This window comes from Desulfomicrobium norvegicum, assembly GCF_900114595.1.
In the GTDB taxonomy this organism is placed as follows: domain Bacteria; phylum Desulfobacterota; class Desulfovibrionia; order Desulfovibrionales; family Desulfomicrobiaceae; genus Desulfomicrobium; species Desulfomicrobium macestii.
The window spans coordinates 15817-41801 of sequence record NZ_FOTO01000010.1 but is presented as its reverse complement, the minus strand read 5'-3'; the positions used below and the strand labels follow the sequence as shown (position 1 = coordinate 41801).

At 58.5% G+C, this 25985-nt stretch carries 26 protein-coding genes; 12 read left to right on the top strand and 14 right to left on the bottom strand.

Features of this window, described 5'->3' with window-relative positions; genetic code table 11:
• The first annotated feature begins 73 nt into the window (after positions 1-73).
• From BMZ24_RS13775 to BMZ24_RS13750, 6 genes are all read left to right on the top strand, one after another.
• Positions 74-1003 carry a cation diffusion facilitator family transporter gene (locus BMZ24_RS13775; protein ID WP_092193227.1) on the top strand — a complete coding sequence of 310 codons (930 nt, stop codon included), beginning with the start codon at positions 74-76 and terminating at the stop codon, positions 1001-1003.
• Entirely contained in the window at positions 996-1412 is a 417-nt protein-coding gene (locus BMZ24_RS13770; protein WP_092193225.1) for a MarR family winged helix-turn-helix transcriptional regulator, read from the top strand. Before BMZ24_RS13775 ends, BMZ24_RS13770 begins: the two co-directional genes overlap by 8 nt.
• Positions 1413-1543: 131 nt before the next feature.
• Entirely contained in the window at positions 1544-2323 is a 780-nt protein-coding gene (locus tag BMZ24_RS13765) for a lysophospholipid acyltransferase family protein (RefSeq protein WP_092193223.1), read from the top strand.
• Positions 2320-3342 (top strand): asparaginase, encoded by a 1023-nt coding sequence (gene ansA / locus BMZ24_RS13760; protein ID WP_244150369.1) that lies wholly within the window; start codon positions 2320-2322, stop codon positions 3340-3342. The genes BMZ24_RS13765 and ansA overlap by 4 nt, the downstream gene beginning before the upstream one ends.
• Positions 3335-4081, top strand: a complete 747-nt coding sequence (locus BMZ24_RS13755; protein WP_092193219.1) for a pseudouridine synthase — start codon at positions 3335-3337, stop codon at positions 4079-4081. The genes ansA and BMZ24_RS13755 overlap by 8 nt, the downstream gene beginning before the upstream one ends.
• A gap of 195 nt (positions 4082-4276) precedes the next feature.
• Positions 4277-4504, top strand: coding sequence for a rubredoxin (locus BMZ24_RS13750; RefSeq protein ID WP_092193217.1), 228 nt, complete (start codon positions 4277-4279; stop codon positions 4502-4504).
• Positions 4505-4618: 114 nt separating this feature from the next.
• Here BMZ24_RS13750 and BMZ24_RS13745 read toward each other — a convergent pair whose 3' ends face one another.
• Both BMZ24_RS13745 and BMZ24_RS13740 read right to left on the bottom strand, forming a co-directional pair.
• On the bottom strand, positions 4619-4987 hold the full coding sequence (locus BMZ24_RS13745; RefSeq protein ID WP_092193215.1) for an Hsp20/alpha crystallin family protein: 369 nt from the start codon (positions 4985-4987) through the stop codon (positions 4619-4621).
• Between the two features lie 24 nt (positions 4988-5011).
• The gene (locus tag BMZ24_RS13740) at positions 5012-5425 is read right to left on the bottom strand and encodes an Hsp20/alpha crystallin family protein (protein ID WP_092193213.1); all 414 of its coding nucleotides are present in this window, start codon (positions 5423-5425) and stop codon (positions 5012-5014) included.
• A 199-nt stretch (positions 5426-5624) separates the two neighbouring features.
• On the opposite strand from BMZ24_RS13740, the gene rbr reads away from it, so the two are divergent.
• Positions 5625-6203 carry a rubrerythrin gene (gene rbr, locus BMZ24_RS13735; RefSeq protein ID WP_092193211.1) on the top strand — a complete coding sequence of 193 codons (579 nt, stop codon included), beginning with the start codon at positions 5625-5627 and terminating at the stop codon, positions 6201-6203.
• A gap of 92 nt (positions 6204-6295) precedes the next feature.
• On the opposite strand, the gene BMZ24_RS13730 is transcribed toward rbr, so the two are convergent.
• Both BMZ24_RS13730 and aspA read right to left on the bottom strand, forming a co-directional pair.
• Positions 6296-6805 carry a hypothetical protein gene (locus BMZ24_RS13730; protein WP_092193434.1) on the bottom strand — a complete coding sequence of 170 codons (510 nt, stop codon included), beginning with the start codon at positions 6803-6805 and terminating at the stop codon, positions 6296-6298.
• Between the two features lie 78 nt (positions 6806-6883).
• Positions 6884-8323: an aspartate ammonia-lyase gene (gene aspA / locus BMZ24_RS13725; protein WP_092193209.1), complete on the bottom strand. Its 1440-nt coding sequence runs from the start codon at positions 8321-8323 to the stop codon at positions 6884-6886.
• Between the two features lie 71 nt (positions 8324-8394).
• On the opposite strand from aspA, the gene BMZ24_RS13720 reads away from it, so the two are divergent.
• The 5 genes from BMZ24_RS13720 to ygiD all read left to right on the top strand — a co-directional run bounded on the left by BMZ24_RS13720 (position 8395) and on the right by ygiD (position 11329).
• Positions 8395-8688 carry a DUF2845 domain-containing protein gene (locus tag BMZ24_RS13720; RefSeq protein WP_092193207.1) on the top strand — a complete coding sequence of 98 codons (294 nt, stop codon included), beginning with the start codon at positions 8395-8397 and terminating at the stop codon, positions 8686-8688.
• Between the two features lie 59 nt (positions 8689-8747).
• The gene (locus tag BMZ24_RS20520; protein ID WP_092193205.1) at positions 8748-8939 is read left to right on the top strand and encodes an Rdx family protein; all 192 of its coding nucleotides are present in this window, start codon (positions 8748-8750) and stop codon (positions 8937-8939) included.
• A 165-nt stretch (positions 8940-9104) separates the two neighbouring features.
• Positions 9105-9683 (top strand): NAD(P)H-dependent oxidoreductase, encoded by a 579-nt coding sequence (locus tag BMZ24_RS13710; RefSeq protein WP_092193203.1) that lies wholly within the window; start codon positions 9105-9107, stop codon positions 9681-9683.
• Positions 9684-9701: 18 nt separating this feature from the next.
• A complete protein-coding gene (locus BMZ24_RS13705; protein ID WP_092193201.1) occupies positions 9702-10556 on the top strand; it encodes a hypothetical protein in 855 nt (284 codons plus the stop codon).
• An 8-nt stretch (positions 10557-10564) separates the two neighbouring features.
• The gene (gene ygiD / locus BMZ24_RS13700; RefSeq protein WP_092193199.1) at positions 10565-11329 is read left to right on the top strand and encodes a 4,5-DOPA-extradiol-dioxygenase; all 765 of its coding nucleotides are present in this window, start codon (positions 10565-10567) and stop codon (positions 11327-11329) included.
• A 48-nt stretch (positions 11330-11377) separates the two neighbouring features.
• On the opposite strand, the gene BMZ24_RS13695 is transcribed toward ygiD, so the two are convergent.
• From BMZ24_RS13695 to tssH, 10 genes are read right to left on the bottom strand one after another with little or no spacing between them, the layout of a single operon-like run.
• A complete protein-coding gene (locus BMZ24_RS13695; RefSeq protein ID WP_279625540.1) occupies positions 11378-12313 on the bottom strand; it encodes a serine/threonine-protein kinase in 936 nt (311 codons plus the stop codon).
• Between the two features lie 5 nt (positions 12314-12318).
• Entirely contained in the window at positions 12319-13047 is a 729-nt protein-coding gene (locus BMZ24_RS13690; RefSeq protein ID WP_092193195.1) for a PP2C family protein-serine/threonine phosphatase, read from the bottom strand.
• Positions 13048-13080: 33 nt separating this feature from the next.
• Positions 13081-14082, bottom strand: a complete 1002-nt coding sequence (locus BMZ24_RS13685) for a lytic transglycosylase domain-containing protein (protein WP_161949162.1) — start codon at positions 14080-14082, stop codon at positions 13081-13083.
• Positions 14083-14117: 35 nt separating this feature from the next.
• Positions 14118-17675, bottom strand: a complete 3558-nt coding sequence (tssM, locus tag BMZ24_RS13680; protein WP_092193191.1) for a type VI secretion system membrane subunit TssM — start codon at positions 17673-17675, stop codon at positions 14118-14120.
• Positions 17672-18568, bottom strand: a complete 897-nt coding sequence (gene icmH, locus BMZ24_RS13675) for a type IVB secretion system protein IcmH/DotU (RefSeq protein WP_092193189.1) — start codon at positions 18566-18568, stop codon at positions 17672-17674. Before icmH ends, tssM begins: the two co-directional genes overlap by 4 nt.
• Before the next feature lie 2 nt (positions 18569-18570).
• On the bottom strand, positions 18571-19902 hold the full coding sequence (gene tssK, locus BMZ24_RS13670; RefSeq protein WP_092193187.1) for a type VI secretion system baseplate subunit TssK: 1332 nt from the start codon (positions 19900-19902) through the stop codon (positions 18571-18573).
• 16 nt (positions 19903-19918) lie between these two features.
• Positions 19919-20533: a type VI secretion system lipoprotein TssJ gene (gene tssJ, locus BMZ24_RS13665; RefSeq protein ID WP_092193185.1), complete on the bottom strand. Its 615-nt coding sequence runs from the start codon at positions 20531-20533 to the stop codon at positions 19919-19921.
• Entirely contained in the window at positions 20530-21822 is a 1293-nt protein-coding gene (gene tagH / locus BMZ24_RS13660) for a type VI secretion system-associated FHA domain protein TagH (RefSeq protein WP_244150373.1), read from the bottom strand. Before tagH ends, tssJ begins: the two co-directional genes overlap by 4 nt.
• A gap of 45 nt (positions 21823-21867) precedes the next feature.
• Positions 21868-23391, bottom strand: coding sequence for a sigma-54 interaction domain-containing protein (locus BMZ24_RS13655; protein ID WP_092193181.1), 1524 nt, complete (start codon positions 23389-23391; stop codon positions 21868-21870).
• Complete coding sequence (tssH, locus tag BMZ24_RS13650; RefSeq protein ID WP_244150368.1) at positions 23388-25976, bottom strand: type VI secretion system ATPase TssH; 2589 nt, start codon at positions 25974-25976, stop codon at positions 23388-23390. Before tssH ends, BMZ24_RS13655 begins: the two co-directional genes overlap by 4 nt.
• Between the last annotated feature and the right edge of the window lie 9 nt (positions 25977-25985).

The following is a 25985-nucleotide window of genomic DNA, read 5'->3' as shown; positions in this document are numbered from 1 at the left end:
GACAATCAAACAATATCGACATATTTGCTTGCACATCAAACAACTCGACAAACAAACAATAGCGAGCATCCCCATGCACAACCATTCATGTTCCTGCGGCCATGACCATCACCACAATCCTGATCACGGCGAACGCGGGACCCGTTTCGTTTTCTGGCTGACCGTGATCACCATGGCCGTGGAAATCTTTTCCGGCTGGATTTTCGGATCAATGGCCCTCCTGGCCGACGGCTGGCACATGGCCAGTCATGCGGGCGCCATGGCCGTGGCCTGGTTCGCCTATGTCTGGGCGCGCAAGAACGCCGACAACCCCGACTTGGTCTTTGGAGCGGGCAAGGTCAATGCCCTGGCCGGATTCGCCTCGGCGGTGGGCCTCATCCTCGTGGCTCTCTACATGGCGGGCGAATCCCTGACCCGGCTCTTCTCACCCGTGCCCATCTCCTTTGGACCGGCAACGCTGGTGGCGGTGCTGGGTCTGGCCATCAATCTGGTCAGCGCATGGTGGCTTCGCGACGAAGACCATGTACACAGTCACGACCACAACCTGAAGGCAGCCTACATGCATGTCCTGGCCGACGCCCTGACCTCGATCCTGGCCATCTTCGCCCTGCTGGGCGGAAAGTATTACGGCCTGAACTGGCTCGATCCGGCCATGGGCATCGTCGGAGCGCTGGTCATCGGGCGCTGGGCCATCGGCCTCATGCGTGAAACCGGCTGGATCCTCCTCGATCGTCGCGCGGACAAGGATCTGCATGCCGACATCCTGCGCCGCATCGAGCAGGGAGGAGAGATCCGGGTCCGCGACCTATATGCCTGGAACGTTGGACCTCGCCGCCTGGCGGCCCACGTCACCGTGGAAGACGCGAGTCCCCGTCCGCCCGAATTCTACAAGGATCTTCTGGCCGAGGTCGCGCATCTGGAGCATGTCACCGTGGAAGTGCACTCCTGCCCGTGTCCGGCGGAAAGCCGGGACCAGGTCTGCCCGGAGGCCGATCATGCATGATCTTGAACAACTAAGCGATCTGATCATCGAATTCTACGAAAAACTCTCTTCCTGGGAACAGGCCGTGGTCCGTGACTCGGCCATCACCTTGCCGCAGATGCACACCCTTGAAATCCTGGGTCAACAGTCCCCCCTGCGCATGAAGGAGCTCGCGGCCAAGATGGGCGTTACCACCGGAACCCTGACCGTGGGGGTGGACCGCCTGGAAAAACTGGGCCTGGTGGCGCGCATCCCGCACGAGACGGACCGCCGCTCCATCCTCGTGACCCTGACCGAGGCCGGGCAGGAACTTTATCGCGAGCACCACGCCCATCACCTGCACCTGACCCGGGATCTGCAATCGGCCCTGACCCCGGAAGAGACGGCGCAGCTGCGCGCCATCCTGCCCAAGCTGACACAGGCGCTATGATGCCCGGGCCGGAGGAGAACCATTGAAAAACATCTGGAAGCCCGGGACCTCTTGAGCTAACGTGCGCGGGCACGAAACACGAAGGGGCAGGAGTGCCGCGGCCCCTCAAACCCCATCCCGGTAGCTTTTGCATGAACATCAAATCTCTCAGCGATCCGTACCATACCCCTGAAATTCAGATCGGCCCGTTTTCACGGCTTTTTCCCAGCGCCGCCTTTTATGCGCGAATATTGTCCATAGTCTGCGAGGCTGCGTGGCGAACCAGGGGAGGCGGCTATTCCATGGAGAAATGGGCCATGGACAGCCTGACCGTCATGCGCAGGGCCGAAGCCAGCGGTCTGCGCTTTCACATCGAAAACGCCTCCGCCGTCACGAACCTGCCCGGGCCCTGCGTGGTCGTGGCCAACCACATGTCCACCCTGGAAACCTTCTGCATGCCGGCCATCCTGGCCACCCATCGACCCATCGCCTTTGTGATCAAACGCAGCCTGACGACCTATCCAATCTTCCAGCGGATAGTTAACGCCGTCGAACCCATCGCCGTCGACCGCGTCAACCCCCGGGACGACTTCAAGACCGTCATGGAGCAGGGACAGGAGCGCCTCGCGCGGGGCATTTCCGTCATCGTCTTTCCCCAGACGACACGCACCCTGAATCTTGACCGCAAGGCCTTCAACTCCATCGGCATCAAGCTGGCCAAGAAGGCGGGAGTTCCGGTCGTGCCCCTGGCCCTCAAGACCGATGCCTGGGGCCTTGGCACGCTGAGCAAGGATTATGGGGCCATCCGGCCGGAGATTCCGGCCCGCTTCTGTTTTGGCGACCCCATGATCATCCGGGGCGCGGGTAAAAACGAGCACGAGGAGATCATGGAGTTTATCCATTGGAAGCTCACGGCCTGGAGCGCCTCGTGAAAAAAAAGGTCTGCATCCTCTACACGGGCGGGACCATCGGCATGAAGCCGACGCCGCAGGGATACGCGCCGGAGGCGGGATACCTGGGCCGCGTCATGGCATCCATGCCGGATTTTTCAAGCCCGGAAATGCCCGACTACGTCATTTGCGAATATGCGCCACTGCTCGATTCCTCCAACATGGGTCCCAGACACTGGCTGGCCATCGCCCGCGACATAGCCGACAAATACCACGAATTCGACGGATTCATCGTCATTCACGGCACGGACACCATGGCCTACACGGCATCTGCCCTGCCGTTCATGCTTGAGGGACTGGCCAAGCCCGTGGTCCTGACCGGATCCCAGATCCCCCTGTGCAGGGTCAGGAGCGACGGCCGGGACAATCTGGTCACGGCGCTCATGGTCATCGCCCTGACGCCGGTGCCTGAGGTCTGCCTGTGCTTCGGCAACCGTCTCCTGCGCGGCTGCCGCACGACCAAGGTCGACGCCGCCGGATTCCAGGCCTTTGATTCCCCAAATTACCCGGACCTGGGACATATCGGCGTGACCATCCGCCCCCATCCCGAACTGCTTCTCCCAAAGCGCCCCGTGAACGGCCTGACCGTGCACCCGCTGTCCGACGCCAAGGTCGGAGCGCTCAGACTTTTCCCGGGCATCTCGGCCGAGCTTGTGGCCAATGTGCTGCGCTCGCCGTTGCAGGGGCTCGTGCTTGAAACCTACGGGCTCGGCAACGGCCCATCCAACGACGCAGAATTGATGGACGTTCTGGCCGAGGCATGCGCGCGCGGCGTGGTCATCGTCAACTGCACCCAATGCCTGCGCGGCACGGTGGACCAGAGCGGCTACCAGGCCGGGTCGGCTCTTGCCCGCGCGGGAGTGGTCTCGGGCGCGGACATGACGGCCGAAGCGGCCCTGACCAAGATGATCTATCTCTTCAGCCTGGGCCTCACGCCGGAGGAAATCCGGGAGCGCATACCGAGGAACCTCCGCGGTGAGCTGACCGAAAACAATGCCTGAACCTGAAATCGCGGAAATTCCGGTACTGTACCGGGACGAGCACTTCGTCGCCGTGCACAAACCGGCCGGATTGCTGGTGCACCGCAACGCCCATGCCGGACGCGAACCCTTCCTGCTGCAGATGCTGCGCGACCAGCTCGGACAGCGCCTGTATCCGGTACATCGCCTGGATCGCCCCACCTCGGGCCTCATGATCATGGCCTTCTCGTCACAGACCGCCCATCTCCTGGCCCTCCAGTTTGCGGGACAGGAAGTGGGCAAGACCTATCTTGCCGTGACGAGGGGCTTCACACCTCTTCAAGGTCTCATCGACGACCCGCTCAAATCCGATTCCGGCAACCTGCAAGAGGCCCGGACCGAATTCACGCGCCTGGCCACGGCGGAAATCCCGCATCCGGTCGGCCCCAACCCAACGGCCCGCTACAGTCTGGTCCGGGTCAGCCCCAAAACCGGCCGCACCCACCAGATCCGCCGTCACTTCGCCCACATCCGCCACCCGCTCATCGGCGACGTGCTGCGCGGCGACGGCCGCCAGAACCGCTTCTTCCGCGAGCATTTCGGAGTGCACCGCCTCTTGCTGGCCAGCGTGGAACTCACCTTTCGCCACCCCGAAGACAACAGTCCCCTGACCCTGACCTGCCCCCCGGCTCAAGAGCTCCTCGATCTTTTCGGCCGGCTCGGATGGAGCGCCGCCCAGCCCCTCTGGGCACCCGATTCCGACAATCTCCGCATCCCGTAGGGGCAGGCCTGTGTGCCTGCCCTCTTCGGGCCGCAGGGTGCAGGACGTCACGGGGAGGGCGGCCACGCAGGGCCGCCCCTACGCCGATTGGATGCCCCCGTGGCTCGCAAGCCGTGCATCCTGATTCCGCGATTGACCTCCCACCCGAAGTCCATAATGTATAATACCGATCAACATTCAAACCAGGAGCGGACAATGGCGGCCCCCGAAGAGATTTACCAGTGCCAGACAGTCAATTGCGGCTACATGTACAATCCGGACAAGGGAGACAGGAAGGGAAAGATCCCGGCAGGGGTGAAGTTTGAAGACCTGCCGGAAGATTGGCGCTGCCCCATATGCGGGGGCACGAAAAGATGCTTCCGGCCCCTGGTCGGACCCGGTTCCACCAAAGACGCAGGCTGCGAACTGCCTACCAGGGATTGAAGAAATTTGGCCACAAAAAAGCGCGCCCTGACAGGAACTGTCCGGACGCGCTTTTTTATGATTCATGCAGTCTTAAAAACGCCCAAAACACCAGGCGTTCTGACCCAGGCGATCTTATCCGGCCTGAATCTCTATGCGGCGCGGCTTGAAGCGGGCCGCCTTGGGCAAGTAGACCTCAAGCAGACCCTTCTTCAGGCTGGCACGGATTCCTTCCCGGTCCACGCCATCGGAGATGGTGAAGGTGCGAACATATTCCCCGTCCCCAAATTCCACGTGCAAGGCCTTGGCTTTTTCCTCTCGCGGATAGACCGCCTTGCCGCGAATCTCCAGTTCGTTGTCTCTCAGGTCGATGGACAAGCCTTCCTTGCCCACTCCGGGCATGTCCACAAAAATGTGGAATCCGTCTTCACGCTCCAGCACGTCTGTGTTGGGGCGGAACCGGGGCAGGGCCGGAGCCGTCTTTTTTTCCATATCGTTAGTCATGGGCTCTTCTCCTCCTTGCAACACTTACTGGGCATCAATGGCGATGGTCAGCGGATGGCTTTCCTTGGCCTTGGGCAGGACCACCCGCAGCACCCCATCCTTCATGGATGCCTTGATCGCCTCCGCGCGCACGGGAACATTCAGGCTGATGATCCGCTGGAAACTCCCGGTCGGACGCTCCTGTCTGTAATAATTGCCGACCTCGTTCTTTTTTGTGCCCCGGATGACCAGGCTCTTTTCATTCAAGGTCAGCTCGATGTCTTCCGTATCCATTCCAGGAATTTCCGACGTGACGACAATTTCATCTTCTCCCTCGCTGATGTTGACAGGCGGGTAGGAGATGCGTCTCTGGCTCAATGTACTCGGCCTCCACAACTCTTCGAAAAAACTGTCCACGTTGCGCGGTAAATCATAGTATGTACTGAAATCGATAACCATACGGCATACCTCCAATCATTACGATGGCAACTAAATAAACACGATCGCACGAGCGTCAAGACCAATGACTAGCCGGACAAGGTTGAGCAAAGGTGCTAAAAAATCGCCAAGTTATCACTTATCAAGAATGACTCTCATTAATTTGACAGATAAATTTTACCCTGATAAACGCAGGTCACATTTCAACCATGGAGGATTTATGTCGAAATCTCTGAAAGGAACACAGACCGAAAAAAATATCCTGACCGCTTTTGCCGGCGAATCCCAGGCCCGCAATCGTTACAACTATTTTGCCAAACAGGCCCGCAAAGAGGGATTTGTCCAGATTTCCGATATTTTTGCCGAAACGGCGGACCAGGAAATGGCCCACGCCAAGAGACTGTTCAATCTGCTTGAAGGAGGAGAGGTTGAGATCACCGCCTCCTTCCCGGCAGGTCGTATCGGCACCACCCTGGAAAATCTGCGCGAAGCCGCCGGTGGCGAAAACCACGAATGGGAACACATGTACCCCGAGTTCGCCAAGACCGCCAAAGAGGAAGGTTTTCCGGAAATCGCAGCCATCATGTTGTCCATCGCCGTGGCCGAAAAGGAACACGAGCGGCGCTATCTGGCGCTGGCCAAAAACATCAAGGAAGGGCGTGTTTTCAAGCGGGCAAACAAGATCACGTGGCGCTGCCGCAATTGCGGCTACGTGCATGCCGCTGAAAAGGCCGCCGAACTCTGTCCGGCCTGCGCCCATCCCCAGGCCCATTTCGAGGAACTTGCCGAAAACTGGTAAGCCGCCCGCAATAAAAGGGAGCCCTTGGAGGCTCCCTTTTATTGCACCACGAGATTACGTCGGCAAGGCCGCGAGACTCCGCTTCGACGGCGTCATCCGCAGGGCAGACCCTTGGTCCGCTTCCCCGGCACGAAGGTGGATCGCAAAAATCTGGGATGAAAGAAAATGAAGGGATTGGCCACGATGGCGTCAGGCAGGACGTGGTACCAGCGATACCCGAGCTCCCGGAAAACATGCCTCGCCTGAGCGCGGCAGCCAGTTTCCCGGGCAGCCAGCAGCGCGGCGTCGCGCTGGCAGCGGGAAGCCGCCACCAGCCGAAAGAGTCCGGGCCTGAATCCATAGCGCCGCAGCAACCGACGGAGCCTCTTGAACTCCCGGTAACGAGAAAAAGCATCCGCCTGGCACAGAACCACGCCCCAGGCAAAAAGGCCGGTCAGCCCAATCCAGACCCATGCCGCCCAGGAAAACTCCGGCTGCTCAAGAAAAAGCCATGCCTCGCAACCCGACAAGGCCGCCAGGGCCGAAACCTTGAGCGTTGTCAGATGCGGAAACGGAGCCACCCGCAGATAGCGGAAAAGTTCAGATAACGTCGAACGCCACATGAGTTCGCTTTGGCCGCTCCCGATCCTTTCGTCAAGCCTGGCCGGACAGACCAATCGGCACCCCCTTCCTTGCAAGGATCATCGGCGCGGCTTTCCCTCTGGCCGGGGGCATGCGCTCCTCTGCACCATGCGCGGATGCGTCATCTTCATGGGATCGAGAGCGTCTTCAAGCTCTTCGATAGTCATGAGCTTCTTCTCCAGCACCAGGTCATACACCGTTCTTCCGGTCGCCACCGACTCCTTGGCGATGGCCGAGGCCTCGTCGTAGCCAAGATAGGGCACGAGCACGGTCACGATCCCGGCGGACATGCGCACCAACTGGGCGCAGCGCTCCCGGTTGGCGGTGATGCCGACGATGCAGCGATCCTTAAGGATGCGCATGGCCCGCAGCAGCATGTCCATGGTCTGGAAAAGGTTAAAGGCGATGATGGGCTCGAAGACGTTGAGTTCGAGCTGTCCGTGCTCTGCGGCAATGGTCACGGTCAGATCGTTGCCGATGGCCTGAAAGCAGACCTGGTTGACCATTTCCGGAATGACCGGGTTGACCTTCCCGGGCATGATGGAGGAGCCTGGCTGCCTCGGTGGCAGGTTGATCTCTCCAAGGCCGGCGTAGGGGCCCGAGGAAAGCAGGCGCAGGTCGTTGCATATCTTTGACAGCTTCACCGCCACCCGCTTGAAAACGCCCGAGAGCTGCACGAAGGCCCCCGTGTCCGAAGTGGCCTCCACCAGGTTTGGCGACTTGGTCAAGGGCAGGCCGGTGATGTGCGCCAGCTTTTCGCAAACAAACGCGGCGTAGGCCGGCACGGTGTTGATGCCCGTGCCGATGGCCGTCGCCCCCATGTTGATCTCCATGAGAAGCTTGCGACAGTCCTGAACGCGATCGATGTCCTCGCCCACGGTCACCGCCCAGGCCGCGAACTCCTGTCCGAGCGTCATGGGCACGGCATCCTGCAACTGGGTCCGGCCCATCTTGAGCACATCGGCGAACTCTTCGCCCTTGCACGCCAGGGCATCGACCAGATCCCCCATGGCGCTCACCAGTTCCCTGATCTTCCAGATGGCCGTAATTCGAAGCGACGTGGGGTACACGTCGTTGGTGGACTGGGACAGATTGACGTGGTTGTTGGGATGACAGAAGCCGTATTCGCCCTTGGCGTGGCCCATCAGTTCCAGCGCCCGATTGGCGACAACCTCGTTCATGTTCATGTTGACCGAAGTCCCGGCCCCGCCTTGAATGACGTCAACCACGAAATGATCGTTCAGCTTCCCCTCGCGCACCTCCCGGCAGGCGCCAAGGATGGCGTCGGCAATGTCCGCATCGAGCAGCCCAAGCTCCAGATTGGCCAGGGCCGCCGCCTGCTTGATGCACGCCAGGGCCTCGATGTGCAGTGGATAATGGGAAATGGGAATCCCCGTGACCTGAAAGTTCTCCATGGCCCGCACGGTCTGCACGCCATAATAGGCGTGTTCCGGCACTTTGCGTTCTCCAAGAGAGTCCTTCTCGACTCGGTAGTTCATAATGCCCTCTTTACTCGTGATTCAGTTGCGGTCTAGAATACCTTGGTCATCAATTAATCGGAGACAACTCAATGAGAAAGCACTTTTTTCTGCTCACCCTGCTTTTATTTTTGACAACCCCGGCCCAGGCCGCGGATCTTCGCTGCCAGGGCGATCTCATGACCCCCGGCACCATCATCACCAAGGTCCGCCAAAAATGCGGCGATCCCCGGTGGGAAGACCGCATCGGTGAGGTCACGAGGACAAACCGCGGCGGAGAACGCCTCCTCTACATCACTCAGCTGACCTATGAGGCCAGCGGCGGATATTACGTCCTGACCTTCGAAGGCGGCGAGCTCAAGCAAACGGAGTTCTTTCAGAAATGACCACCATGACGCACGGGAGCGACTCAATGCAGATACAAATCGTCTACTGCGGTTTGTGAATGGGCTATGAAGCACGCGCCGCAAGTCTTGCGGAAAAATTGCGCTCTGATGCAGGAGCCACCGTATCCCTTACGCGCGGGAGCAGAGGCGACTTCGAAATTCTGCTTGGCGACACACTGATATATTCCAAACAGCAAACCAGACGCATCCCAAGTTCCGATCAGATCCTGGGGCTTTTGCGACAAACTTGACCTGCAATAATTTTTTGTCTGAGAACCCCTTGCCAGGCAAATATCGCTTTCAAGATTTTCACCCTTGTCGTATGGTGCAGCATAATCCGGAGTTCCTTTCTCAGGAATCCCGGGGAGTCAGTCCGGACCGATTCCACGCAACGCATGCACCAACAAGGGGATGCCATGAACCACCTGATCATTTTCTGCCACCCCAGCGCCACAAGCTTCAACCGTGCCATCGCCGATTCGGTGCAGGCCGTTTCCGAAGCGCTGGGGCACGACACATGTTGTCGAGATTTGTACGGAATCGCCTTCAATCCGGTATTGTCGAAAATGGATGTGGACAGCCCTGCGGAAATGGCTCCACAGGACGTCAGGCAGGAGCAGGAATTCATCGCCTGGGCCGACTTGCTGACCTTTGTCTACCCGGTATGGTGGGCCGGAATGCCGGCCATGCTCAAAGGCTATGTCGATCGGGTCTTTTGTCAGGAATTTGCCTACTCCCTGCAAGGGGATACCGCGAAAGGACTGCTGAACGGAAAGAGAGTCCTCATTTTCAACACGACAGGGCTGCCCAGTCCGTTCTACACATCCCAAGGCATGCACGAAGCCATGTCTTTGACCACGAACACGGGCATCTTCGAACTTTGCGGAATGGAAGTCCTGCACCATGCATTTTTCGGCAGTCTGGACGTAGTCAGCGATGAGACCCGAAAATCCTATCTTGGCGAAGTCGTATCCATAACATCAAGATATCTTTAAAAAACGCGGAGCCAGCCTATGGATTTCCTGTTCGAGCGACTCACCTACATATTCGATCCCCTGCATCATTTCTGGGAGCATGAGCGCATGCACCGCCGTTTTGCGCTCGGACTCATCGTCGTGTTCCTGGGCTCGCTCGTCAGCATAGAACTGAACCGGCAGGGCCTTCTCCCTGCCTCTCTGGCCGCACACACGCCCACCAACCATTTCCATGCCGTGAACCTGGCGTTCACACTGGTGCTGATCCTTGAAGTCGTGAGTCTCATCTTCACCCTGCCCTGCTCCTTTTCCAAATCCGTGGGCAAGCAGTTCGAGATTCTATCACTCATTCTGCTGCGGGACGCCTTCAAGGAATTGTCCTACTTCGCCGAACCCATCACCGTGGGCACGGAATTGACTCCCGTCTTGCACATTCTTGGCTATGGGTTCGGAGCCCTGGTCATTTTCGCCCTGCTTGGCGTCTATTATCGTATCCAGCCGGGCAAGAAGCAGGACATGGGACTGCCGCACGATCTGTTTCGGTTCGTGGCCGCGAAAAAAGGCATCGCCCTGTTGATCCTCGCCACCTTCTTCATCCTGGGCCTTGGCAACCTTTACAACAAAGTCGCGGGTCTGCCGCACATCGATTTCTTTCCGGTCTTCTACACCCTGCTCATATTCACCGACATTCTGGTGGTGCTCATCTCCCAATGCTTTAGGCCCTCGTTCCATGCGGTTTTCCGCAACTCCGGCTACGCCCTCTCGACGCTCTTCATCCGTCTGGCCCTGGCCGCTCCGCCCATGTACGACGTGGCTCTGGGCATCGTCGCCGCCCTCTTCTCCATCGCCCTGACCCTGACCTGGACCCGGGTCTTCACCACAACCAACGCATAAAGGTTCCCATGAGCATGCCCGCATTGTTCGTCGGCCACGGCAACCCCATGAACGCCATCGAAGACAACGAATTCAGCCGAACCTGGACGGAACTGGGCAAATCAATGCCGCGCCCCAACGGTGTAGTCTGCATTTCCGCGCACTGGGAAACGGACGGCACCTGCGTTACGGCCATGGAGCACCCAGCGACCATCCATGATTTCACCGGATTTCCGGCAGCCCTCGAAAACATGGTCTACCCGGCGCCAGGCTCGCCGGAATTGGCGGAACGGGTGCGCGCCACGGCACGCTCTACACGCATCAGGCCAGACCGCTCCTGGGGCTTGGATCACGGCGCGTGGTCCGTGCTCTGCCGCATGTACCCGCCCGCGGACATCCCCGTGGTGCAAGTCAGCCTGGACATGAGCGCGCCTCCGGCCTTTCACTATGAACTGGGCAAGGAGATGGGCGAATTGAGGAAGGAGGGCATACTGATTCTGGGCAGCGGCAACATGGCCCACAATCTGCGGAACATGGCCTGGCAGCAAGGAGGCTTCGACTGGGCGATGCAGAGCGATGCCGCCATGGCGGACCTGATCGTCGCAGCCAACCACCAGGCCCTGATCGACTATCCGAACTTGCCGAACGCCCGGCAGGCCATCCCCACGGAAGAACACTATCTGCCCCTGCTTTATGTATTGGGCGCCGCAGGCGCGGATAATTCCCCGACGTTCTTCAATGACCGGGTGACGTTGGGCTCGATTTCCATGCGCTGCGTTCGTTTTGGGCAATAAAGCGGCTCGCGCGGCTGATGATTGCTCCAGACGACGAAGCCGCGGCCTTCATGACACCGCCCTGAACCAGCTCCGCTCCCCGAAAGCGGCCAAAAGCTGCCTTGAACTTGGCCGATCCCGAGATTCGAACGACAATCCACGTCGAAGCCACTTCCATTGTCGGCCCGGCAAACATGCCGGCCGCAACGGTTCGAGTTTCCGTGTCGCCGCCTGATCCGCAGGCATCATTTTGAAGGGGTGCTCTCCCGAAAGCATTTCATACACGGTACAGCTGGCTGAAAAGACATCACAGCTGGGCGAAGGCGGAGCGCCCCAAAGCATCTGAGGACTGGAATGAAGGCGACTGTAGGCAGAAACGCGCAGGGACTTCTCCAGGCCACGAGACATCGCGGCGCTGGCCAGCCCGGGCCTCGCGCTGAATTGAGTGATATTGAAATCAAGGAGCACAAGCCGCCCGTCCTGTTCCAAGACAATATTGGCGGGCTTCACATCTCCATGAGTAACGCCATGTGCGTGCAGATAGTCCAAGATGTCGAAAATCTTCCGTCCTGCGACAATCCCGGACTTTCCCATCCCCGAGGGGTGCTCGCCAAGCATCGAATACGCCGATGCCCCTTCCAGCAATTCCATGCTGAAACAAATGCCCCAATGCTCCCTGTGCAGATCGAACACGCGCACAACGCCGGGATGCGTCAGATGGCGCAAGATGAAAAACTCCCGGGCAAGAGCCAGCTGTGCCTTGCGGTTGTCGACCAGACTGGGCAGCAAACGCTTCACCGCCACGACGGGACGCGGATCTCCACACTCCATCCGCCGCAGGTCAATGGCAGAACAAACCTCGCACATGCCTCCCACCCCAAGGCTGGATTGGAGGGCGAAGCGTCCCGGGCCACCAGTCCTCAACACCCAGGTTTTGGAAACACGATCCAGGGCCGAACTGTTCTTGCCCCCAGCTTGACGCTGCCGCTTTTTCCTCCCGCCCATCATTATTATCCTGAAAGGAAAACGGTCACAAAAGTTGCGTCATCCGGCTGTTCCTTTCCATCCAGCGTCTCTGCAATGCCCAAGGCGGCGTCCCTGGCCCGAGGCCTGCCAAGATGCGTGGCAAGAGCTTCAGGAGAAACACTGTCCGAAAGCCCGTCAGAACAGAGCAGGAACCTGTCGCCACGGCGCAGGGACAAACGTGTTGTCTCCAGACGGAGCGTGTCCCGAACCCCAACGGCGTTGGTGACCACATTGCCACGCACCATGCGTTCGGCTTCATGATGCGTAAGCTCATCGCGTTCTATTGTGCGTTGGCGCGCAGTGTGGTCTCGCGTGCACTGATAGAGTGTCCTCTCGCGCAACAGATAGCACCGGCTGTCTCCCGACCACACGCAGGCCGCGCCGCCACCATGAATCAACAACACGACGACGGTACTGGCGGCATCGCCCAGACCGCCCTGACGAAGCTCCCGGTTGGATCGCGCCAGAAGACGGGTGACGTTTTCGACGTGGCCGTCCAAGGATGGCGGAGCCGGAGTGCGCATCAGGTAGCGCACCAGAAGCCGGCTTGCCGACGCCCCGTTGCCGCTGCCCCCGACTCCATCCGCCACGCCCCAGAGCAAATGCTCCGGCCAGTTCAAAAACGCATCCTGATTTTCATGGCAAGCGTGCCCCCGCCTGGTCATGCCCCAGGATTCGACCGTGAGGGCGGCTGCCGGTGAAGCCGATTTCATGAACCCACCCCTTTCACTGCATCCTTCTGCCAATCATGGTGCCCCGTCCTGCAACGCCACCTCATTCTCATGGCGGATCCGTGTATCCGCATTCCGGGGCAAGTGACCACCGCATGTCCCGTCACATGCATCGTCGCTCCTGGACCGACACCCCGCAATATTCACCAGGCCGGACATGACCCGAACCGCACCGACAAATTTCGGCACATACTCCAGCGTTTCGCGGGCCAGAACACCGGACGCGGATTCTTCCATGCGACATATCTCGATCAACTCCGGAAGCGTTCCCGCTCCTGTTTGCATGAGCGCCCGGGACAGAGCGCCCTCCCCGCAATTATAGGCGGCCAGAGCCAACGGCCAATCCTTGAACCGTTTATGCAAGGCCGCCAGATAAGCTGCTGCCGCATAGGTCGATTTGCGCACATCAAAACGCTCATCATCACTTTCGGTGATCTTGAGCCCAAACCTGAACGCCGTGTCCGGCATGATCTGCCACAGGCCAGCCGCGCCGGCAGAGGAAACCGCTTGAGTCTCGAACCGACTTTCGACCAGCGGTAAAAATGCCAGCTCCCGAGGAAGATCGTACTTTTCAAGAACATCGAGGATCACGGGCAGATACTGCCGGGCCCTGCTCAAAATGAATGCGCCCGCCCCTTTTCCTCCATGCAGGTCGTGCACAAAACGCTGCATGGTTTCAGTCTCTTCCGGCGGCAACCAGCCCAGCACAGCCGACTCTCCTTCATGAATGGCCGGTGCTCGGGATGAGCCAGTCGGCGTTGGCAACGCGGATGAACCCCACAGCTCCTGGGATGCGACCACTGATCGCGAAGATCCGGCGACAATATCCCGAGCCGGCTCAAGAACTGTACGGCTGACCAAGACAGCCCGCGATACCACGGGACCAGCTGCGTCCATGCCTGCGCCCTTTTTCCAGGCGCAACCCGTCATGAAAAGAAGACACAGACTGACCATGAACAAAACGCTGCCCGATATTCTTCTTTTCACATTCAGGCCAACGCAGTTGTCATTGACCATTGAACATGCAAGAAGTAGCAACCCCCTCATGAAGATCAGAACAGCGTTTCGGGCAAAGAAAAGCTGCATACCTCAGGATCGAATGGGTTTGCCTTGTTTCGGAACTGGATAAGAAACTGCGCCCATTTTCCGTTTTCGTACAATTCAACAATGCACTTATTTCCTTCCATCAGCTTGACTTTCCCGTTCTGCAGAAGGCGAAAAAAAGCCCAATCCCCACGCATCTCCTTGAATGCCCTGACTGCGTGAACATCCGTCATGGCCAAAGAGGCCTCGGGAGACTGACCCGCATCGAGCGGCCAGACAAAATTCGCGCCCTGGACCGGCCCGTGCCAATAGCTCAGCATCTTGCTCCCATGGGAAAGTTCAACTTGTTTGAGTTTTACGTCGAGAGCATACGGTTCAATGAGGAAGCTGATGCCTAAATCATTATCGGAAACAAAGAAGGCATCCTGAATCTTGCGAACCCGCTGCAATTGCTCAATTGATTCTTTCGAAATTGGCAGCGAACAACCCAGAACAGGACGAATTTCTCCATTTTTTGAGACGAATGGCCGGATATAGGTGTCATGAAATACGTCGAATACTCCCGCTTTTTTGAAAAAATTTGTAAATTCAACAAGATTTGCATCCAGCTCGCTATCTATGCGTAGCGGATAAAGGTCCTTCAATCCTGCATTGTACACATGCAATACAGAATCATGATAGACGGAATCGATGATCGATGCAGCTTCTGCAAGCATCTGTTTCAAGCCACCCGTGGACACTGTGGAGTACCATTTTCGAACAGGCGCGGGCAGCCTTTCCGCAGCACTGCTGAGCGAATGCAAGGTGTCGTCCCGGTCTTCGGCGATATCCTGCAAGGCAGCAAGCAACTGTTTGCTTCTGTTGTTGCTGTCATTGATCCTTCGAAAAAGAAGGCCGGCGTCCCTCATGGCGTCATGAACCCCCTTGAGAGCCGGAGCAGGATTTCCTTCTGCATCAATGAGACTGTCAAGATGCTTGAAAGACTGAGTGACCAGCTGCGCGTCCCGTAGCGCCTCCCGGGCAACCTTGGTTCGTGCCTGCGCCACAACGTCCAAAACGCTTTCGGTGGCAGCCTTGGCAAGCGCTGTTCCGGCCACGCCCGCCAATTTCCTGGTTCCCCGTTTGGCCGCCTGATCCTCCACGGCACTCTCCAATCCGCTTTCTTGTTCTTCCCGCGCGACAAAAGTCGTATTTTTGCGCAATTCTCGCAGCATCAGCACCACCGGGGATACTCCGGAACCAAGCTGCTCCGCGAGGTCAGCAGCACCGACCAAGCTCCTGGGAGTAAAAACACGAAGTTCCTGCAAGGCCTGATTCCAGTGGCGCGCATAGTCTTTAAAATACAGGACTCTGACGTCCTTGGAAATTTTCTCCACGTCGAGGGCGCTGAAAAGCATGGACTTGGGCCCGAATACCCAGCTGTCTTCAGTCAATTCCTTGATGATTTCGGGGCAGCGTTCCATGATATATTCGTGAAAGCCTTCAAGAGTATACAGATACGGAATGGCGTACGTGTCCCCGGAGAATGCGGAGATGCGGCCTCCGAAAACTCCATGAAATGTAAATGCCGAGTTCCCGCCCTCGGAGGCTTCTTCTTTCATCTGCTGGTAGGCCAGATGCGAAAGCGGCTTTTTGAGCAAGGCCGTTCTCGCTTTGGCAAGGGTCTCTTCGTCTGGAGATACCGGAGAAATCCCCTCTTCAATCAGGAAGGACATATGCCGCATCAGCATGCGCTGGTCCGCCACTCCTTCGGGATAAAGCTCGGCCCATCGCGTCTCCAGCCACTCCTTGAGAAACCTTTCGCTCAGCTTTTCGGGCTGACAGAGCATCAAATAGGCCCGAAGGGCCGACTTCAGAGCTCCCAGATCGTCCAGGGATTCACCCATGGTATTCACGGCCATTTCTCGCACTCGCGGCAGGAGGCGCGCGTTCAAAACCCCGGTATAGGCGCGTCTGGTCGCCCCCTCGAAAACATCACCCTGATACAAGCCCATCCTACGCGAAAGGAATGGATCCTGGTGGCGGTCATAAACCGTCAAAGCCTTCTCCAAAGGCGCGAGTTCGGGCAAGATTTTCAGAGCGTCTCCAGCCTCAAGGTGTGCCTGCTGTTCCCGTTTGAAATCATTGGACATGACCTCCAGTAATTCCATCCGGCGAAAATTGTCCTTGAAACTGAACGCAAGAAGAGACACGCCCGCAATGAGCACAATCCCTGCCGCCAACTGCGTGCCGAAGCGGCGAAAACGCAGCATCCAGATGTGCTCCCGGTCGGCGTCCGCCAGGCCGGCCTCCGGAATGACGAACCCTTCAAGCAATCGCAGCAGGAAAAAACCCTTGGCGTAATCGCCCAAAAAGGATTGAAAACCGCTCTGATAAGCGAGCTCTCCTTCGCGGGCGGCGCCAGTCATCACATCCGAGGAAGACAGGGCGCTCGAAAAGAAAAAACCACGAAACATGACCGGCCGGTGATAGCGGGATGGCCCAAACGCTTCGAAAATAAGATCCTCGATCCTGGAACCCAACGCAGCCAGTTCCTGTGGAAAACGAAACATCCTGGCCCGAGCGAGGCAATCCCTCTCCTGATGTATCTTCGTGATTATCTGGGCGTTCAAGGTCTGCATCAGTTCATGAAGTTCCTGACGCGTCGCGTCCAAGTCCATGGCGCTTGAACGAGCCGGGCAACCGAATATCTGCTCGCGCTCGTTCCGGGACAAATGCGCAAAGAACTGCGCGAAGCCTGGAACCGCGTCACACTTGGTGAACACGAGATATACGGGCGTGTAGGAGCGCAAATTTTTCAGCACTTCGCCCAACCGTGTCCGAATCGTCCGGGCCAGATGCTCGCGACGGGCGGTATCACCATCGAGCATGTCGCGCATGCTTACACAAACGATGATGCCGTTCAGCGCCTTGGCCGGACGCTCCCTGAACAAGCGCCGAAGCAGATAGGTCCAAAGTCCGTGCTCCCTGGATTCCTGATTGCACTGGGCATAGAATCCAGGGGTATCTATGAACACGGCCTGATTGGCAAAAAGGACCTCGATCTTACCGGTACTCTTCAGCTTGTAGAGATGCCTGTCGGCCTGCTCGTTCAAGGGAAACTGCAATCCGGAATTCAGTAAAAGCGACGTCTTGCCGCAGTTCTCAGGCCCCAGGACCATATACCACGGCAGGGCATAGCGTGAGCGGCTCGTGGGTCCATAAAAATTCGAGGTTGTAACGGTCTTGATGGCCGTCTTGATGGTGTGCCTTATGTGCCGGAAGTCCTCGCGAAGGCGATCCTGTAAAGCCGCATCCTTCTCTTTGCGAGTCGCAATTTCGGGATCTGCCGCCTCTCTTCTGCGCTGCCGCGAAGACAGTATCGCCACCATGAGCCCCCAGATGAACACAATCACGAGCGTGCCCACCAGACGGGATGTCGTGCTCTCGAAAAAGACATGCCCAGCCACGGCTACCAGCGGCCCGGCCACCCATAGCACCATAACAAGAAGCAACGCGCAAATCAGTCCCTGTACCCAGGGTGTCTTCAGAGTTTTCAGCAGGAAATTACAACAACGACGGATCATTTGCCTTCCCTCCCGCTTGCAGAAGAACTGATCGCGAACTGATGCAAAAGAGGTTCTGCGCGATTATCGAGAATGTGAAAAAAAGACGCGTAAGTGGCGGCCAGACAAGTAACAACGAAGATGACCAGAAGATAAAGGGGAACGTATGTATAGATTTTGTTCTTGTAATTCCCGTCCGGCAATTTCTTGCACAAATCCTGAGCGGGCTCTCCACGAAGTATGCGGATTTGCCGGTATATCCGTTCACGCAACAACTCCAATTCTATCGGTCCGCGGGATTGTAGCTTGTAACGCCCCTCGAAACCGAGGCTGAGCAAAAGATATATCAGTTCAAGAAGATAAAGATTGCGCGCCGGTTGCTGTATGCACCTGTCTATAATCTGAAAAAACTTCTCTCCTCCCCATGTTTCGTTGTGAAAGGTGCTCAAGAGAGCCTTGCGCGACCAGCCCCCCTGAGCACCTTGCGGCGAGGTGCTCACGCTCTCGTCAAGAGCCGTGCACAACACGTAGCGCGCCGCCAGTACTTGCGAATGATCGATCTCGCTTCCCAGCGCCCTGTTCTCGAAACCACGAATCTCGGCTTCAAGACGGTTTCTGAGGTCATCCAATCCGAGTTCTTCATCTCGGGTTTCACCCTCACCCTGCGACTTCACCGTTTCAGAACCCAACGCCCTCAAACGCACCATCTCAAGCAACAAGCCGGAAGCACAGTTGACCAGCGGGTTCAACCCTGGAGTATAATCTTCCAGGGATGCCTGTTGCGCAATATAGACCGCGGAACGCGAGCCATGCTCCCCGGGCGTCACGTGCACTTCCTCATCCGGAAGCCGCGACTTTTCGGGCGAGTGCGCCTCCCCTTCAAACTTTGTCTTGTCGTCATCTCTGGATTGCATGCCTACTCCTTGATGGCCCAGAATTGCAGATGAATGCCTGGAAATGTTCCGGAAACGTGCAGTGCGAAGCCACCGGAAAGTTCAAGCTGCGCCAGTTCTTCAGAGGTTATCTCCAGCTTGAAGTATGTCTTGCCGGCATGAAAGGGTATTTGACGCGGCGCAACGGGCAGGACCCGAACCTTGATCCCGGGCAACTGCAGCCGAACCATGTCGCGAATTCGTTCCACGGAACTGATCTTGAGTTGCCTTGGCATCGTGGCCCGGATGGTTTCGGAATCCATGTCCGCGCGCACGGCCAGAACGAAAGTCGCGGTGCTGAGCAGGTTGCGATCGTGGATCGGCGATACGAGGATGCCATACTTGCGCTCCTGCAAGGGCAACTCCACGGCATGCTGCTCCAGCACCATGCTCAAGGCTTGCCGGGCATGACTCATCAAGTTGGAAAAAACCGCGTCCTGGGCGCTGTGATCATACGGCATCAATTCCCCAGGCCTCTTCCGGGATTCCGCAAAGGAGGACAATTCACCAACGAGACCGAGCAGCCGCACATAAAACTCCTCCGGGTGCAGCCCCGGAGTCTGTCCCAAATGCCGAAACACGGGTTCCACACGGTTGATGCACTGAAGAAGCCAGAAATCGGCGGCTTCGGCCGTGCCCGTCTGTCCTGCGCTGCTCACCCGCAAGGCCAGCTGATCGCCCCGATGTGAAAGCAGGCCGACTATTTCCCGCAGGTATCCGGACAAAAGCGGAGAGGCCGCAAGATGCAGAAAGGTCGGCATGAAATCCTTGTCGAGCAGGACAGTCCTATCCGGCTTGCACTCCAGGATCTGCAGGACAGGCATGCTGATATATCCCTTAACCTCTGTATCCTCTTCGAGCATGAGCCTCAGATCCAATCGGCAGCAGGCGATCTCCATCTCCTTGTGGCTGCCCGCGACACTGTCTCTGATGGAAACCCGATGGGCCACATACGGAGTCGAGATGCCCTGGGTCCCCTCTTGGCGAACCTCTGAAGTTCCCTCCGCCGCCAACGGCAGGGCCAACACTACGCGCCGATTGGTGATGCCCGACGGGATGTCCAGGGCCAAGGCCTCTTGCCCCTGCCCCACATCGAACACCGTGCCGTCGGGCAAGAATCCCTTGGCCCTGTTCAACACCACTTTGCCAAGAGCCAGATATTGCTCGTCGATGGAAAAATCCATGAATCCCCAACCATGGTGAACATGCGCAAGGATCCGCATTCGAATCTGGGAATTTACATACCGGTCTTGCTGCTGAAAATGCTGCGGAGCCACGGCCATGCCCTCGAACCAAAATATTTTCTCGGAAAGCATAAAGTCCCCCCGGCCGTTATCTGTCGCCCAGAGCGGACCCGTCACGCCCACGTCCAGCGGAAGATTCACCGGCATCGGAGGCAGACGGTTCCGCCGATACGCCTTCATCCATGGCAGCAGCGTTCTCCCCTGTGGGATTGTGGAACTTGTACACCGCCTGCAAGGGATCCCAATCAGCAACCTCTTCGCCGGGGATGAGTATCAGCGTTGCGTCACGGATTTCTATTCCAACGGTGTTCACCTCTTCGAAATCGACGGGGGAGACGACCTTCCATTTGGCCCGCTCCACCTGACGAAACCCGGCCAGCAATCCCAGAAATCGTGTCCCCTCAACAGGCTCGTAAGTAATTCGCCGGACCTCTCCCGGAACGAGCACCAGTTCGTCCGCCGCGAGAAGATCGGCCCCGAGGACCTGGACCGGGGTCTCGAAGAGAGGACGGAAATCCGATTGGCTGAACGCCAGATCGGATCGCAGCTCGTAAACCTTGACGATGACCGGAGATGGCCGCCCCGTATGGTCGGGATTGGAGTTGATCTGGCTGGCCACGGCAAGGTCGATCCGGGGTTTGGCACATCCTCCGAGAAAACCAAGCACCGACAGCATGAATAAAACAAGGGCGTAACGCATCATGAATCTCCTTTGAAAGCAGAGCGCTCCGTCAACGGGTTGAGCGTCCTCACCTGCATGTCGTAAGCGCGGGCAAAATCATGCAAAAATAGAGCGGCAAAGCCCTCATGATCATCCAGAAGCGCCTGATGCATTTTCTGAAACAAATGCCAAAGTCTGGCCTTTTGCCAAAAATAAACAGGGCCATTGTATTCCAGACGCGCCTCCACGGACTTGGGGGATATTTTTTCGAGGACGGCCCGGATGGATGCCCGGGCTCCCGCCACGAGTCCCAGGTGATGCCCGTGCAACGCGTTGAAGCCGGAGAGCATGGCCTTTCCTGCCGGAAGCATGCCCTCCCGCGTGGGGCCAAGCAGATGCTCCAGGGCGACCTTGGAAGTGGGAGTGAAGTTGAGAGGGTTGTTGTCGGACAGCCGCATCGTGGTCACGGGAAGGCGCAGATCGGCCTTGCATTCGGCCTGATTTCGCAAACAGTGATGTAGTCCGTCCACCGCCGCGAGTATGATTTCAGCCGCCTGACCGAGCATGCGTGCCCGTTCCTGCGGCGAATCGGGGATTTGGGAAAAACCGAGCATCCTGAAAAAAACATCGGTTTCCGGTACTGGAGCGCGATCCTGCGTGGGAGGACCATGCTCGACGGCAGGTGGCGCTGCGGGAACGGCGGGTGACGCTGCCGGAGCGACCGCCGACAAGGCGCTGTCAGTGTCATCGTCCCAATCTTCTGGCAGTTCAATAACCTCGGATTCGGGAATCATGTCGACATGGCACAGACTGTCCGTGGCCACGCTGTTGTGATCAGCGGGAGAGTCCCCCTGTGTCTGCATGGCTTCACCGAGCAGGTCGTCATAGTAACCCAGACGCCGCTTGACCTCGAAATTCTCCTGCTGCTCCAAGGCAACCAGGGGATCGGAGGACAGCATGTTGTCGGCCGGGAGCAGAAAATTCCCGCCCGCTCGCGGCTCGATATACGCGTCTGGGCGATGGAGCAGGCGAGCCTGGAAGGAATAGACGCCTATAGTGTAGCTGTTCCCATGCTCGATCTTGTGCTGCGCGCCCCTTTCCAGCGGCATCGTGCCCGGTTGCGTAAAAATTCCGTTGCGACTGACGTCCTCGATATAGAACGCATGCCCATCGCAACTGATTATTGCGTGTTTTCGAGAGATGCGCCTTCCTCTGTCGGGAAGTATCCATTCACACTCGTCTGAGCGCCCAATAAATCCGCCCGCCTCACTGAAAACGTGAGTGGTAGGAAAATTTGCCGAAAATTTTTGTCGGCTTATGATTTCAAACATCAATTCCACGGCTACTCCAGAGAAACATATTGCACTGAATACACGTTATGAATAGCTGCGATCAACAATACGCCGAAGCTTGTGATTAAGTGTACGAATCGGTATCCCAAGAGACTGCGACACATCCTTCTTTCTGTTTTCATAAAACTTCATGAATTCGAGGATAACGGACGATTCATACGTATTGACAAGTTCATGCAGCTTCATTCTTCCGTACTTACAGGTAGAATATTCACCAATAATACCTTCTGCGGAGATAACGGTCGCGTCCTTATGCATCATGATCACCGCCCGTTCCAGCTTGGAAAAAAATTCTCGAACGTTTCCGCGATAAGGCAATGATCGCAGTGCTGCCCAGGCTTCGGGCGCTATGCTCAAGCCAGGCCGCTGATATCGAACCGAAAGCTGCGCCAGACAATGCCGGGCAAGAATTGGCAGATCCCCCAAACGCTCGCGCAGCGGCGGAAGCTTCAGATGAAACAGGGCCAACCTGTGAAAAAGATCGCGACGAAAGACGCCTTGCTCCACGGCCTCTTCCATATCCCGGTTGGTAGCCGCCAAGACACGGATGTTCACGGCGTGCGAACGAACGTCCCCCACGGGGCGCACGGTGTGCTCCTGCAGCACCCGGAGCAGCTTGGACTGGACATTGACCGGCATGTCCCCAATCTCGTCCAGCAGGACCGTCCCTCCGGTGGCGCTACGCAACAGACCCGCATGATCGGCCTCCGCTCCGCTGAAAGCGCCCTTGCGGTGCCCGAACAGCTCGCTCTCCAGGAGATTGGATGGCAAGGCCGCGCAGTTGATCTGCACGAAGGGACCCTGGCGACGACTGCTTGCATTGTGGATTGCCGTAGCCACAACCTCCTTGCCCGTACCCGTTTCGCCGGTAATGAGAACCGGCACGTCGCTGGCCGAAATGTTCACGACCATCGACCGGATCTCCTCCATGGATTCGCTCTGCCCGAGAATGCTCTTCTCTGGCCGCAGACGGGCCTCCTGGGCTTCGCGTTCAAGTCGGACGCAGTCTTCGCTCAAACCGTTCACGATGGAATGATGCCGCCCCTTGAGCATGACCACATCCAATACGGCAGCGGCGTAATCGAGCACGATCCGCACATGGTCGGCCAGGATATCCGGCCTGCTCCGGAAGGCCATGACGACTCCGCCAAGGACAACATTCCCCGGCGCCGTCAGGGGTTCCACCACCGCGCATCGGATGTGCCCTTCGATGTCGGCGCAGAGCTGTTCAAGGGACGGGGGAAGCCCCGCGTACAATTCCGATTCAACCCGACAGGCCTTGCCGCAGTGCACGCTGAAGGCCAGGGGGTCGTCCAGTTCCCACGCAGGAATGGCGGACAACTCGCTGAAGACTGCCGCATCGCAGGGATGGCGGCCCGCCAGCAGCAGGGACTGTCTGCCCTGATCGAAAAGAAAGACGCCGACCGCACAAGCCCTTGTTTCGATCAGGGAGGCCACGGCGCTAGCCAGACAGCGAGCCACCTCATCGGGCCTGGAGCAGCCACGCAGACGTTCGCCCCACTCCTTCAGGGCCAGAACATCCGTCACGACCGCCCCCCCAGTTCGAATGTGAACGAGCCGTCCGTTCTGTTCAGCCCCATGCGCAACTCGCCGCAGGGATTCCCGTTTTCGCTAAGAGCTCCGAGAAGCGTGGTGGCGATGCCGGGCAACAACGATGTTCCGATGATGTGGTCGATATTGCGCGCCCCGGTCTCCACCGCCGTGCAGCTGGCCATGATGGAGGCTGCCACCTCCTCTTCCCAGCGCAGGTTGATCCGATGCCTCCCGGCCAGGCGCGACTTGACCTTGGCCAGCTTCATCTCGACGAGCTCTCTTAAGGTTTCGCCCCCAATGGTGGTGTAGGGCACGACAGTCATGCGACCGAGCAGCGCCGGCTGAAAATGCCGAAGCAGAGCCGGACGCAGGGCTTCCTTGAGCGCTTCCGGATCGGGGGTTTCATCCTCTTCGCAAAGGGCCGAAACAATGTCGCCGCCGATATTCGAGGTCATGAAGATGACGCAGTTGCGAAAATCCACCTCTCGCCCTTCGCCATCTGCAAGCATACCCTTGTCGAAGATCTGGTAGAAGAGATTCAGCACCTCGGGGTGCGCCTTCTCCACTTCATCGAAGAGCACGGCGCAGTAGGGCTGCCTCCGTACGGCCTCGGTCAGGCGCCCGCCCTCGCCAAAACCCACGTAACCCGGAGGCGATCCGATGAGACGCGAGACCGTATGCTTCTCCTGGAATTCAGACATGTTGATGCAGACCAGCATATGGGAGCCCCCGAACAGCGCGTCGGCCACGGCCAGAGCCGTTTCGGTCTTGCCGACACCAGAGGGTCCCACCAGCAAAAATATGCCCGTGGGCCTGGTCGGGCTGTTGAGTCCGACCTGGGCGGCCAGGACTGTCCGCTCGATGGTCTGCAGAGCGAAATCCTGGCCGCGGACCCGTCGGCGCAAATCCTCTCCCAGCCGCTCGATCACTCCGGCTCCGTCGCCACCGAGTTTCGACACGGGAATTCCCGTCCATTCGGAGACAATGCCGCGCACCAGGGGCGGAGTGACTTCATGGAACACGAGGGGTCGGCCGGCTTGTTCAATACGCAATTCGTCCACCAGACCTCTTGTATCCTCCCCCATGCTCCTGCAATCCTGCCCCCCGGGCTGATTGCGCTGCCTGAGGAGGGACTCGACGAGGCCTCGTTCCCTGGTCCAGCGCTCGGCAAGGACCTCCATGTCCCGGACAAGCTGGTCGACCCGCCCGCGCAGGCCCGCGTGTCTGTCTCCGTCAGGCAGATCGGCGGTTTTAAGACCGCAGGTCACGCAGTCACGCTCCAGTGCGTCGAGTTCCCTGCGGACCGAGGCCAACTCCTCTTCCAGAGCCTCAAGGGCTGGCGGCTTGGCGCCAAGACTCACCCGCACCCTGGCGCAGGCCGTGTCCAGGACGTCGATGGCCTTGTCGGGCAAACGGCGGCCGCTCAGATAGCGGCATGAGAGTTCCGCCGTGCACAGAATCGCGTCGTCGCGGATATAGACATTGTGGGTCTTCTCGTAATGGGGGACGATGCCGCGCAGGATGGTCACCGTTTCCTCCACGGACGGCTCATCCAGCTTGACCAGCTGGAAACGGCGGGCCAGGGCCGCGTCCTTCTCGAAATATTTCTTGTACTCGCTCCAGGTTGTGGCCGCGATGGTTCGCATCTCGCCCCGAGCCAGGGCGGGCTTGAGCAGATTCGCCCCGTCGCCCGCCCCCGGGGCATTACCGGCCCCCACCAGGGTATGCGCCTCGTCGATGAAGAGAATGGTCGGAACGGGCGCGGCCTTGACCTCGTCAATGACGCCCTTGAGCCGCTTTTCAAACTCCCCCTTCACGCTGGCTCCCGCCTGCAAACGCCCCATGTCCAGTCCGACGATGCGCACTCCGGCCAGGGCATCGGGCACCTGCCCTTCGACGACACGCAGAGCCAGACCTTCCACCACGGCGGTCTTGCCCACGCCCGGATCGCCCACCAGAATGGGGTTGTTCTTGCGGCGCCGCGTCAGGATGTCGATCATCATGCGTATTTCGGGCCCTCTGGCAAAAACCGGGTCCGTGCGCCCCGCCCTGGCGTCGGCGGTGAAATCCGTGGCGTACTTTTCCAGGAATCCTCCGCCTCCGCTTGTCTCCCGGCTGCCGGCAGGTCCGCTCCGCCCTTCCCGCAACCCGTCCAACAGGCGGCGCAGGGCGTCGCCGGGGATCTGCCCGAGTTCCTGATAGAAGGGCATGGCCCCATAGCGCGCAGGGTTGAGCAGAAGGGCCAGGACCAGTTCGCCGACCCCGACCTTGTCCCGACGCAGTTCGAGACTCGCCAGCAGATAAGCCTCCTGCAGGAACCCGATGAGAAGCGGCGAAAAGACCGGCCGTGACGTGAAAGCCTCCCGTCGCACGGTCCGGGCGAGCAGTCCGCGCATGGTGTCGAGGCTGCGGTCGAACTGCGTGAAGATGTCCGTCATCTCCTGCGTTGCGAGCAGTTTTTCCATGTAATCGTCGATACCTATCTCGAAGCCGCCCCGGCTCACGCAGGCACCGGCCGCCTCCTCAAGAGCCTCGCGACATGCTTCGTCAAGGGCACCGACAAGAGAAGAAAGATTCATTGAGATCAT

Excerpts from the sequence above, each read along its gene's own strand:
- BMZ24_RS20520 (WP_092193205.1), top strand. The coding sequence starts at position 8,748 with ATGGGCTATGAAGCACGCGCCGCAAGTCTTGCGGAAAAATTGCGCTCT.
- icmH (WP_092193189.1), bottom strand. The coding sequence starts at position 18,568 with ATGCAATCCAGAGATGACGACAAGACAAAGTTTGAAGGGGAGGCGCAC.
- BMZ24_RS13690 (WP_092193195.1), bottom strand. The coding sequence starts at position 13,047 with ATGAAATCGGCTTCACCGGCAGCCGCCCTCACGGTCGAATCCTGGGGC.
- aspA (WP_092193209.1), bottom strand. The coding sequence starts at position 8,323 with ATGAACTACCGAGTCGAGAAGGACTCTCTTGGAGAACGCAAAGTGCCG.
- tssJ (WP_092193185.1), bottom strand. The coding sequence starts at position 20,533 with ATGATGCGTTACGCCCTTGTTTTATTCATGCTGTCGGTGCTTGGTTTT.
- BMZ24_RS13745 (WP_092193215.1), bottom strand. The coding sequence starts at position 4,987 with ATGACTAACGATATGGAAAAAAAGACGGCTCCGGCCCTGCCCCGGTTC.
- tagH (WP_244150373.1), bottom strand. The coding sequence starts at position 21,822 with ATGTTTGAAATCATAAGCCGACAAAAATTTTCGGCAAATTTTCCTACC.
- BMZ24_RS13775 (WP_092193227.1), top strand. The coding sequence starts at position 74 with ATGCACAACCATTCATGTTCCTGCGGCCATGACCATCACCACAATCCT.
- tssK (WP_092193187.1), bottom strand. The coding sequence starts at position 19,902 with ATGCTTTCCGAGAAAATATTTTGGTTCGAGGGCATGGCCGTGGCTCCG.
- BMZ24_RS13730 (WP_092193434.1), bottom strand. The coding sequence starts at position 6,805 with ATGTGGCGTTCGACGTTATCTGAACTTTTCCGCTATCTGCGGGTGGCT.
- tssM (WP_092193191.1), bottom strand. The coding sequence starts at position 17,675 with ATGATCCGTCGTTGTTGTAATTTCCTGCTGAAAACTCTGAAGACACCC.
- tssH (WP_244150368.1), bottom strand. The coding sequence starts at position 25,976 with ATGAATCTTTCTTCTCTTGTCGGTGCCCTTGACGAAGCATGTCGCGAG.
- BMZ24_RS13755 (WP_092193219.1), top strand. The coding sequence starts at position 3,335 with ATGCCTGAACCTGAAATCGCGGAAATTCCGGTACTGTACCGGGACGAG.
- BMZ24_RS13720 (WP_092193207.1), top strand. The coding sequence starts at position 8,395 with ATGAGAAAGCACTTTTTTCTGCTCACCCTGCTTTTATTTTTGACAACC.
- BMZ24_RS13705 (WP_092193201.1), top strand. The coding sequence starts at position 9,702 with ATGGATTTCCTGTTCGAGCGACTCACCTACATATTCGATCCCCTGCAT.
- BMZ24_RS13765 (WP_092193223.1), top strand. The coding sequence starts at position 1,544 with ATGAACATCAAATCTCTCAGCGATCCGTACCATACCCCTGAAATTCAG.
- BMZ24_RS13750 (WP_092193217.1), top strand. The coding sequence starts at position 4,277 with ATGGCGGCCCCCGAAGAGATTTACCAGTGCCAGACAGTCAATTGCGGC.
- BMZ24_RS13770 (WP_092193225.1), top strand. The coding sequence starts at position 996 with ATGCATGATCTTGAACAACTAAGCGATCTGATCATCGAATTCTACGAA.
- BMZ24_RS13740 (WP_092193213.1), bottom strand. The coding sequence starts at position 5,425 with ATGGTTATCGATTTCAGTACATACTATGATTTACCGCGCAACGTGGAC.
- rbr (WP_092193211.1), top strand. The coding sequence starts at position 5,625 with ATGTCGAAATCTCTGAAAGGAACACAGACCGAAAAAAATATCCTGACC.
- ygiD (WP_092193199.1), top strand. The coding sequence starts at position 10,565 with ATGAGCATGCCCGCATTGTTCGTCGGCCACGGCAACCCCATGAACGCC.
- BMZ24_RS13685 (WP_161949162.1), bottom strand. The coding sequence starts at position 14,082 with ATGGTCAATGACAACTGCGTTGGCCTGAATGTGAAAAGAAGAATATCG.
- BMZ24_RS13710 (WP_092193203.1), top strand. The coding sequence starts at position 9,105 with ATGAACCACCTGATCATTTTCTGCCACCCCAGCGCCACAAGCTTCAAC.
- BMZ24_RS13695 (WP_279625540.1), bottom strand. The coding sequence starts at position 12,313 with ATGGGCGGGAGGAAAAAGCGGCAGCGTCAAGCTGGGGGCAAGAACAGT.